This window comes from Methanococcoides sp. NM1 (assembly GCF_900774285.1).
In the GTDB taxonomy this organism is placed as follows: Archaea; Halobacteriota; Methanosarcinia; order Methanosarcinales; family Methanosarcinaceae; genus Methanococcoides; species Methanococcoides vulcani.
In genome coordinates this window covers 123,492-133,820 of the sequence record NZ_CAAGTW010000009.1, presented here as the reverse complement: position 1 = coordinate 133,820, position 10,329 = coordinate 123,492, and the positions used below count along the sequence as shown (strand labels likewise).

Here is a 10,329-nt window from a genome sequence, read left to right as displayed (position 1 = left end):
CCAAAGCCCAGTTATATGTAAACCTACACGCCCCAATATGTTTTAAGAACATTACTTCTTGTTCTTTTTTTGGATACAGTCTATACTTGTAGGCTTTTAACATCGTATATATAATACCATTTAACACTATATATAATTCAAGTTAATGTGGATGGGAGTATATTTCTGTTACATTGTAGATAGTACGACTTTCATCTCCCAGCTTACGCAAGGAGTCTTCTCGTCTTATAAGATAAATATACACTATAAATAAGTAAATTCCAGCAATATATTCAGGCAGTTATCGATACATAAATATTGACCAGAAATTGCATAACAAGCATACCCAGAAGAGCTGCAAATGGAACCGTCAGGTTGTCTGATCTTTCTGACCTTGCTTCCACATACATGCCTGCGATCCCGCCTGCAATAGACAGGGGACCTGCAAATGGAAAGCCACAAATGATTGCCCCAAGGATGCCAGCAGCGGTTCCTTCAATTGTCTTCGATGAATCCCCATAGCACATCTTCCCGTGAATACCTATGATCGTAGCAAGCCCATCCCCAACTGCAAGGACAACGATGGAAGCATAACATATGCCCTCATCCAGCCTGTAGGATAACAACAGAAGTGCCAGTATCGACACCAAATAAAGCAAAGGTGCTGAAGCAAATTTTTCGTACTCGTTCTTTCTCCAGAGGACCTTGAAAAGTGAATACGATCTTATTTTTGGTTTTATCAGCTCCATCCCCAGAAAGAGAAAAGTGAGGAATATGACAAGTCCTACTGCGGTCTCCTTTCCGGAATAGACCGCTATCACCGGAAAAAGAGCTCCAAATAGGTGTACCACTTTTCTTAATGGCAGATAGGAAAGGGAGCGCGGGACCGTACATGCAAAGTTTTTCAGCACCATTTGTTCACCGGTGAAAAATCATATATGCATAGTTATTGATTAGAACTAAATGATAAAACTAAAGGATGATGTTCAAGCCGGCGTGGTCAAAAAGCGCTATATACTCGGCAGAAGGGACGAGAACGAAGAGGGAGTGCTTCATATTGGCAGATACCTCGCCCTTGACAGGTCTTCAGGATCACATGTCGCCATTGATGCATTAAAACCACACGCGATCCTGATATGCGGGAAAAGGGGCTATGGAAAATCCTATACCATGGGCACCCTCATCGAGGAGATCGCACTTTTGCCCTAGGAGATCAAACAGAATGTCGCATCCCTTGTTATCGACACAATGGGAATATTCTGGACACTTGGAAGAGGGAATGATCCCCAGGCAGAGCTGCTGCAGGAATGGAATATGGAGCCGGCAGGATTCGCTGCGGAGGTCTTTGTGCCTGCAGGTCATGTAGATGAGTATAAGGAAAGGCATATCGAAGTGAAGCCGTTCTCAATTCCTGTGGCACATTTACATGGTTATGACTGGTGCGAACTTTTCAACATCGAAGTGACATCTCCGCTGGGGGTGCTTCTGGTCAGGATAATAGAGGAGATGCGGGAAAATGAAGGGAACTTTTCCTTCGGAAATATCATTAACAGGATCAACGCGGACGACAGGACGGATGATGTTACGAAAATGGCAGCTGAGAACTATTTGAGGACCGCTGCCTCATGGGGAGTTTTTGAAAAGGATGCCTGCGGAATTTCCGAACTTATCAAAAGCGGATGCACATCAGTACTTGATGTGAGCGCTATCGAAAACAAGATCGTACGCTCTGCGGTAGTGGGGATCATTGCAAGAGATATCTATACCAGACGTTTGCAGGAAAGGCGTTCTTATGAGAGAATGATCATGGGCGATGAGGAGATCGAGCAGAAGATGCCCATGGTCTGGATGTTCATCGATGAAGCCCACCTGTTCGTGCCTTCAAAAGGAGAGACTTTAGCATCAGACGTCCTTATCAACGAGTGGGTGCGACAGGGAAGGCAACCGGGATTATCAATAATCTTTGCGACCCAGCGACCTGCGGCACTGCATCCGGACATCATATCCCAGTCCGACATTGTGATATGCCACAGGCTCACTGCAAGAGATGATATTGAGGCACTGGAAGCCATCCGTCCGACATACATGAAGGAGAACATCGGGGATGCCATCAGGAAGATGGGACTGGAGAGAGGGATAGCATTCGTTGTGGATGACACGTCAGAGAGCACACACCTTGTGAAGATCAGGCCAAGATACAGCTGGCATGGCGGGAACGAGCCAAGTGCATTGAATGAAAGGAGATGAGAATAATGGATATTAAGAGAAGTGCGGACATGGTGATCAACACCTGCATGGGTGCGAAGAAAGGAGAAACTGTGCTTATCGTTAGTGATACATGCACTGACGAGAAGATCACAAAGGCGCTGTATGCCTCTGCGGTCGAAGCGGGATGCGAGACTCTGATGCTGACAATGGAACCGAGAGAGCAACACGGTTCAGAACCGCCTATGCTTGTTGAAGAGGCTATGAAGAGCTCTGATGTCCTGCTTGCTCCTGCATCAAAGTCACTTACACATACCCAGGCACGCAAACATGCGTCCGAGAACGGTACAAGAACCGCCACAATGCCGGGAATTACCATCGGCATGATGAAGGAAGGAGGCTTGAACGCTGATTATGAGAAGATCAACAGCTTAGCAGAGGAATTGCTTGAAACTCTCAAGGGATCAAAGGAAGTTCACATCACCACTGAACTGGGAACTGACCTTATCATTGATGTAGAGGGTGGGAAGTGGATGGCGGACACCGGCATGTGCCACGAGAAAGGTACGACCACCAACCTTCCGGCAGGAGAGATGTACATAGCTCCGAAGAATGTGAACGGAAAAGCTGTGATCGACGGGTCCATGGGAGGTATCGGATTGCTTGAAGAGCCACTGGTCATCGAGATCAAGGACAGGAAGGCTGTGAGCTTTGAAGGAGAGGGTGCTGAAAAGCTTGAAAGGATGGTGAACGATGTCGGACCGGACGGACGTAACATCGCAGAGCTGGGGATCGGCATCAATCCGGCTGCAATGCTTATCGGGGTCATTCTTGAGGATGAGAAGGTCGGCGGCACGATCCATATTGCACTGGGAGACAATTCCACTTTTGGCGGGGATGTTACCGTTGACCTCCATCTGGATGGCATTATCACAAACCCAAAGGTCCTTGTTGACGGCATTGACCTGAAGGTCGAGCGTTTTGCCTGAGATCTTCTGATATTGTGCCAAAGTTATATGTTGACACGGAAATATTATGCCGGTAGAAAGTACTTAAATAACTGAAAGATATAATCAGAGCATAGATTTCACACTTACTTGAAAATATCACCGGTGATTATAATGAAAGGAAGAGTATGGAAGTTCGGAGATGACGTAGACACTGATGCCGTCATCCCTGGAAGATACCTCGTAATGAACACTCCCGAGGAACTTGCCCCGTATGCTTTTATCGGAGTGCGCCCGGATTTTGCTGAGAACGTTAAGGAAAACGACATTGTTGTTGCAGGCAACAACTTCGGATGTGGCTCATCAAGAGAACATGCACCTATCGCCCTTAAAGGAACAAAGGTCGGATGCGTTATCGCAAAGTCATTTGCAAGGATCTTCTTCAGGAACGCAATTAACATTGGTGTTGCACTCCTTGAGTGCCCTGACACCGACAAGATAGATGATGGAGATGAGATCTCCGTAGACTTTGAATCCGGTACTATCGAGAACCTTACAAAAGGTGAGAAGTACCAGGCTACACCTTTACCTGATTTTGTCCGCGGTATTGTAGATGCCGGCGGATTAAAGGAATACACAAGGAAGATCATTGATTGATCTTGCTTTTCCTTTTTGTTCTTACGTTGGTACCTATCAACGTTCACGCTACCTGAATAAAATATGACAATTTAACCTTGAATAACCAATTGGAGGAAATTTATGGCACAATATAAAGTACCAGTCCTGCCTGGTGACGGTATCGGCCCTGAGATCATAGCTGAGGGTAAGAAGGTCATCGATGCAGCTGGAGAAAAGTTCGGATTCGATGTTGACTGGATAGAATACCCACACGGTGCAGACCACTATCTTGAGACAGGTGAACTGATATCCGAGGATTCACTCAAAGAGCTTTCAAATTACGAGGCGATCTATCTCGGTTCTATCGGAGATGACAGGATCGAACCTGGTGTACTTGAGAAAGGTATCCTGCTTGCCGCAAGGTTCTACTTCGACCAGTACATCAACCTGCGCCCTATCAAACTTCTTGAAGGCGTATGGTGTCCAATTAAGGACAAGACCCCTAAAGACGTTGATTTCGTTGTTGTCAGGGAAAACACCGAGGACTTCTACATCGGCATCGGTGGACGTGCAAAGACCGGCATGAGCAAGGACCTGCTTGAGGTCAACAGGACACTCTACAATGCAAAGTTCGGACTTGACATCGAGACCGACAGCGAGGAGATCGCATACCAGATCGGCATGATCTCAAAGGAAGGTACACAGAGGGTCATGAACTATTCCTTCGACCTTGCTGAGACAAGGAACAAGCACGTTTCATCAGTTGACAAGGCAAACGTCCTTTCAGACATCTACGGATTCTGGAGAGAGGAGTTCAACACAATTGCTGCAAACCACCCTGATGTTAAGACCGACTTCAACTTCGTTGACGCTATCACCATGTGGTTCGTCAAGAACCCTGAGTGGTTCGATGTGGTCGTCACCCCTAACATGTTCGGTGACATCATCACTGACCTTGGCGCAATGGTACAGGGCGGTCTCGGACTCGCACCTGGTGGAAACATCAACCCGAACGGTACAAGCATGTTCGAGCCAATCCACGGTTCAGCACCAAAGTACAAGGGCCAGAACAAGGTCAACCCTATCGCAACCATCTGGGCAGGCGCAATGCTCATCGAACAGCTCGGTGAGAAGGAAGCTGCAGACTCCATCGTCTCCGCTATCGAGAAGAACATCCTCGAAGCAAAGGTCCAGACCTACGACATGGGTGGCAGCAACGGCACATCCGATGTTGGTGACGACATCGCAAGGATCCTGCTCGAGCAGTAAATTTAACATTTTTATTTTTGCCTTCACGTCAGGATTTGACGTGGAGGAACTTTGATTTTTGAGATTTCATATTATTGATTGTATCCGGTTAGCTGCAAGTTTCATCTCACCTACCAATTAGTACACCATCAATACAATCAATGTGCAACCACTATACAATCAATAGAGCATCTATCCCCATCCGGATCTGAAAATCCCATAGCCCCAGAAAGGAAACTATATATGAGCAGGAACAAGATATATTATAATGGACGCAATTCGTGCGCCATTGATACAAATTGACAAAAGGGACAATTGCGGGGAGAGATCATGAAGATAAAGAGATTTGCAGTAAAGAACCTTTTTGGGACGTTCGACCATGATATCCCGCTGAACACAGATGAACACATCACTATTCTTCATGGACCCAATGGCATAGGTAAGACCATGCTGCTTCGGATGCTCAATTCCCTTTTCCGTTCTAACTACTATGAGCTTTATCGCATCCCTTTCAGTAAACTGACAGTTGAATTTAGTGACAGGAGCAAGCTTGTTGTGAAGAAAAAACTGCATCTGGAGGGAAACTTACCCCATAACCCGGATGACAACACCTATCGGGAACTGGGATTTGAATTGTTAAGACCGGGCAAGAAGAAACAGCGCTACACTGTCAAGCCCATTGACATAGAAGAAGTGTTCTCATCTTTCAAAGTAGAGCACATGACACCTGAGCTTGAAAGGATCGATGACAACACATGGGTTCATTTCCCGACACAGGAGAAGCTAACATCTGAAGAGGTTATGAGCCTGTTCAGCGACCGTTTGCCACAGAAAAGGAAAGACGAACCTGCATGGCTCAGGAATACACTGGATTCGATCAATATCTGCTTCATTAAGACGCAGCGACTTTTGAGCATCTCATACTCACAGCCGGTAGAGACAGAGAGGAAAACATCTGTAACCCCTTCGGTTGTCAGTTATTCCGAAGAGCTGGCAAACCTGATGCAGCATAAACTTGCAGAGTATGCAACCCTTTCACAATCCCTTGACCGTACCTTCCCCGGCCGGATGCTAAAGAACGGAGAACATCCTGAGACCTCTATAGAGGACCTAAAAAGGGAATTAAAAGACCTTGAGCAAAAACGCAAATGTTTCATTGATGCAGGATTCATTGATACTGAAGAAGGAATTGACGTTGATGAGCTCAAAGAGATAGATGAGAAGAACAAGAACTTCCTGCAGCTATACATCAAGGATGTTGAACAAAAGCTCAGCGTCTTTGATGAGCTTACTGAGAGGATCGACCTCCTTATCAAGATCATAAATTGCAGATTTTTATACAAGAAATTATCCGTAAACAAAAAAGACGGTTTCATATTCACGACATCAGGGGATATGCGGCTCTCCCCCACCAAACTGTCTTCCGGAGAACAACAGGAACTTGTATTGTTCTATGAGCTGTTGTTCCATGTTGATCCTGAATCCCTGATACTCATTGATGAACCTGAGATCTCACTGCATGTTCTCTGGCAGCAGCAATTCCTCAGGGACCTGCAAGCCATCACACAGCTGGCAGGCTTCGACATACTCATTGCTACGCATTCGCCACAGATCATACATGACCGCTGGGACCTCACCGTCGAACTTCGAGGACGTGACGATGAAGAAATACCTGACAGCCGATGACATAGCCAACAGCGCCAGGATGATGCGTACCCAGTATCACGGGAGCATCATGATAATCGAAGGCAGCACCGACATGAGGCTTTACAAGCGTTTTGTAGATGACAGGAAATGCAGACTTATTCCTGCCAATGGGAAGGAGAACGCTATCAAGGTTGTCAAAATACTCGATCGCTCTGATTTTAAAGGCATTCTGACAATAGTTGATGCTGACTTCTGGCGCCTTGATGGCATCGATCTCAAAGACAGGAATGTGCTTGTCACCGATACACACGATCTTGAAACAATGCTTATAGCATCAGAAGCTCTCGACAGGCTTCTGGAGGAGTTCGCGACACCTTTCAAACTGCAAAAAATGAGAAGAACGGTACGTGAATTACTTCTTGAGGCAGCCATGCCCATAGGACTTTTCAGATGGCTTTCCTCATCCTCGAAAGACAAACTCTCACTCAGGTTCAAGGACATTCACTTTGATAATTTCATGCAAAAGTTTCCATTATCGGTCAATATCAAACATCTGATAAGGGAAGTCAAGGAAAACTCGAACGAACATTCCCTGAATGAAAAGACCATTAAGAGAAAGATGATCACTCTCCTGAAAGAAGAGCATGATCCCTGGCAGACATGCTCAGGTCACGACATCGTAGAAATACTGGCATTTGGCCTGCGTGAGGTTTTCGGAAATTCCGATTCCCGATATGTGACCGAAGGGATCATTGACAGAAGTATGAGGCTTGCCTATGACATCACAATGTTCAGGGAAACCGACCTTTATATATCGATACAGGAATGGGAAGACCGAAACCCGTCTTTTGTAGTCCTCCAGTGAAATGTAGAGATCAAAGTTTCGACATTTCACTATAATCAAGCACCATCGAAACAGGGGATGTTGCAACCGGAATACCGGCTTCCTCAACTGCAGCTACCAGATTCACACCCACGGCCACCAGTATGCCGGCCATTCCTTCTTCCACAGGAGCCCCCACCATAGCATCAGAAGAATCTCCTATGCTCAGTACCCCGCCAATACCTGAATCTTCCAGGTATTTAAGCACTTCTTTCGTCTTATCGATCGCAGAAGAGGGTATGTTTCGCATGTTGGCAAGGATACGGCCATTGCCTGTGTCCAGTACGTCCAGGACCGATGTCTCATGGCGCATCATGAATATCTTGACAGGGTCTATCGAGGTTCCCGAATATGATATCATATCAAGGAACTGTACCGGATCATTGTGTTCCATCTCTATGATGCCGCCATAAGCAGGTTTGATAGGAATACCGCTTTTGAGAAGAAGACCATCGAATGTAATACTGCAAACAGTTGCTATGTTAACACAGCCTGGCGGCACATATACCCGCGGATCCGAGTCCTCTTCGAATATCTTTATGTTAGGGCTTATGCTGATGTCGCCTGATGATGCGTATTTCATAACATCTATGGCATTATCAAAATCATCCTTGTCCACAGTGGAAAGGTTCACAATGACGTTGCCTTTCTTTGAGAACGAATCATAGTCGGTCTTATAGATAAGTTCCTCGATCCTCGTAATAACAAAATCAAGCCTGTCCCCGATCAGGGCATCGTCCAGTTCCTTCCTGCCGGAAGTAGTGATGGTACGTCCGTTGTAGCCGTGTTTTTCGGTAAATCCCCTTTCATCAAGGATCCTGAGATGATAACGAACAGCACGTTCTCCCAGATTGTAACCGCGATTCTGCAACTCATCTGCAATATTCCTTGCACCTATGGGCTTATCGCTCTCGCTGATAACACGCATTATTTCAATGAGCTTACGTTCTATCTGGGGATCGGTCATCTGTCAGCACCTGATATGATCAAAAAACTAATGGTTTAATTTGGATAATACTGCCTATTCAAAATAAGCAACGTATGTACACCGGATATTAATTTATAATTTGCTATTGCCGGTTATATCTTTCCTGTTTTTAGTATATAAACCATAAGCCATAATCCCATGAATGCGGCCATAACGAACCCCGCCACCCCAAAAAGAGGAACACCACCCACATGAGGCTGCATTCCTGTCTGGATGATAAGAGAAGAGCCTAAAATGATAGAAGAAATGATTAAGCTGAATGCTAACCGGTTGCTTGATGCATTTAGCTCAGCAACGATACGGTCCATTCCATGATGTTCGAACTTTATGTTCAGGTAGCCTTTCTCTGCTATTGACAGTATGTGTGAGATCTGCAACGGGGCCTTATGCAGCATCCGTGCTGTATACCACATGTCAGTATAAAGGGTGTCCGCAATATTACGAGGCCTGAAACGAGTGCGCATGATGTTCCTGGCATAAGGTTCAGCAATGACGGTCACATTGAAGTCCGGAACCATCTGGAGACCAAAACCACTTACCGTCATCACACCCTTAAAGAGCAATGCAATGTTTGGCGGGATCCTTATCTTGAACTTTCTCAGCATGGCCATCATTTCTGCTATCATGAGCGGAGTATCAAGCTGCTTTAATGACCTGCTGTAATATTTGTTCAGAACGTGTTCGTAATCGATCTTAAAAGCATGCACATCAAGGTCCGTGGGGACCATTCCGAAGTCCTTCAGTACCTCAAGGAACTGGTTCACATCGCCTCTCGTAATCGCGATCAGGGCATCGATCAACAGGTTCCGTATCTCTTTGGATATATGCCCGACCATCCCAAAATCAAGGAGAGCGATCCGGCCATCCTCCATGATAAGGACATTTCCGGAATGCATGTCAGCATGGAAGAAGCCGTCCTCGAAGATCTGCTTCATAAATGCCTCTGTCCCATATTCTGCAATTTTGTCCCTGTCCAGTCCAAGCTCATCGATCTTTTTGAAATTATCACTTTTTATCCCATCGATATAGTCAAGGGTCAGCACTCTCCGACTGCTGTACTCCCAATAAACGCCCGGAATAATGATATTCAGATCGTCCTTGAAATTGTTCTGGAAACGCTCAATATTACGAGCTTCCTGGGTATAATCCATCTCCGCATATATGGACCTTTGAAGCTCGTCCACTATCTCCACGGGATTGTAGAGCTTTGCTTCCTCTACATGCTCTTCCGCAAAACCGGCTATACTATAAAGTATGTCGAGATCTGAATCGATAACCTTCCGGATACCGGGTCTCTGGACCTTCACAGCAACGTCCGTGCCACCGTGAAGCTTTGCACGGTGCACCTGCCCGAGGGATGCCGCAGCAACCGGTTTTTTATCAAAAGAAAGGAACAGGTTCTCGACCTTATCACCTAACTCTTCTTCAATGATCCTTTCAACTTCCGAGTAATCGAACGGCGGTACATCGTCTTGAAGTTTGGAAAACTCTTCCGCATATTCTTTTGGGATAAGGTCCTGACGCATGCTCATGAGCTGGCCGAACTTAACGTAGGTGGGACCGAGCTCTTCAAGTACCATACGTACCCTTGCAGGACCTGTTCTAGCCTCGTCGCCTTTACCGAAACGACCCTTGAACCTGGACCTGAGGGAACCAAGGGACCTGATGCCCATCTGATCCACAAAGTACCCGAACCCATACTTGATGAGCGTATCAATGATTATCCCATAGCGTTTCACCATGGAATACCTGCGTACTGCCCTGGAAGCCATCCGACATTCTACCTGCCATTAAATGCTATATGGCAACCTATG

Annotated in this window: 11 protein-coding genes; 7 read left to right on the top strand and 4 right to left on the bottom strand. The window is 46.1% G+C overall.

The genetic code is table 11. From position 1 onward, the window contains the following. Both E7X56_RS10105 and E7X56_RS10100 read right to left on the bottom strand, forming a co-directional pair. Positions 1-103, bottom strand: a 103-nt coding sequence (locus tag E7X56_RS10105) for a helix-turn-helix domain-containing protein (RefSeq protein ID WP_135605780.1), incomplete at its 3' end; no start/stop codon positions are given. Between the two features lie 169 nt (positions 104-272). After that, positions 273-893: a hypothetical protein gene (locus tag E7X56_RS10100; RefSeq protein ID WP_135606630.1), complete on the bottom strand. Its 621-nt coding sequence runs from the start codon at positions 891-893 to the stop codon at positions 273-275. Between the two features lie 49 nt (positions 894-942). On the opposite strand from E7X56_RS10100, the gene E7X56_RS12115 reads away from it, so the two are divergent. The 7 genes from E7X56_RS12115 to E7X56_RS10070 all read left to right on the top strand — a co-directional run bounded on the left by E7X56_RS12115 (position 943) and on the right by E7X56_RS10070 (position 7,509). Beyond that, entirely contained in the window at positions 943-1,188 is a 246-nt protein-coding gene (locus E7X56_RS12115) for an ATP-binding protein (RefSeq protein ID WP_244603488.1), read from the top strand. A gap of 39 nt (positions 1,189-1,227) precedes the next feature. Continuing rightward, positions 1,228-2,226, top strand: a complete 999-nt coding sequence (locus tag E7X56_RS10095; RefSeq protein WP_244603487.1) for an ATP-binding protein — start codon at positions 1,228-1,230, stop codon at positions 2,224-2,226. Positions 2,227-2,231: 5 nt separating this feature from the next. After that, positions 2,232-3,173, top strand: coding sequence for an aminopeptidase (locus E7X56_RS10090; RefSeq protein ID WP_135606629.1), 942 nt, complete (start codon positions 2,232-2,234; stop codon positions 3,171-3,173). Positions 3,174-3,305: 132 nt separating this feature from the next. Further along, on the top strand, positions 3,306-3,788 hold the full coding sequence (locus E7X56_RS10085; RefSeq protein WP_135606628.1) for a 3-isopropylmalate dehydratase small subunit: 483 nt from the start codon (positions 3,306-3,308) through the stop codon (positions 3,786-3,788). A 102-nt stretch (positions 3,789-3,890) separates the two neighbouring features. Beyond that, on the top strand, positions 3,891-5,018 hold the full coding sequence (locus E7X56_RS10080) for an isocitrate/isopropylmalate dehydrogenase family protein (RefSeq protein WP_135606627.1): 1,128 nt from the start codon (positions 3,891-3,893) through the stop codon (positions 5,016-5,018). A 309-nt stretch (positions 5,019-5,327) separates the two neighbouring features. Then, on the top strand, positions 5,328-6,683 hold the full coding sequence (locus E7X56_RS10075) for an AAA family ATPase (protein ID WP_135606626.1): 1,356 nt from the start codon (positions 5,328-5,330) through the stop codon (positions 6,681-6,683). Then, the gene (locus E7X56_RS10070) at positions 6,616-7,509 is read left to right on the top strand and encodes a DUF4435 domain-containing protein (RefSeq protein ID WP_135606625.1); all 894 of its coding nucleotides are present in this window, start codon (positions 6,616-6,618) and stop codon (positions 7,507-7,509) included. Before E7X56_RS10075 ends, E7X56_RS10070 begins: the two co-directional genes overlap by 68 nt. A gap of 10 nt (positions 7,510-7,519) precedes the next feature. Here the strand turns inward: E7X56_RS10070 and E7X56_RS10065 are convergent, their stop codons facing one another. Continuing rightward, positions 7,520-8,494 (bottom strand): DUF128 domain-containing protein, encoded by a 975-nt coding sequence (locus tag E7X56_RS10065; RefSeq protein ID WP_135606624.1) that lies wholly within the window; start codon positions 8,492-8,494, stop codon positions 7,520-7,522. Between the two features lie 113 nt (positions 8,495-8,607). After that, the gene (locus E7X56_RS10060) at positions 8,608-10,287 is read right to left on the bottom strand and encodes an AarF/ABC1/UbiB kinase family protein (protein WP_135606623.1); all 1,680 of its coding nucleotides are present in this window, start codon (positions 10,285-10,287) and stop codon (positions 8,608-8,610) included. Positions 10,288-10,329: the final 42 nt, after the last annotated feature.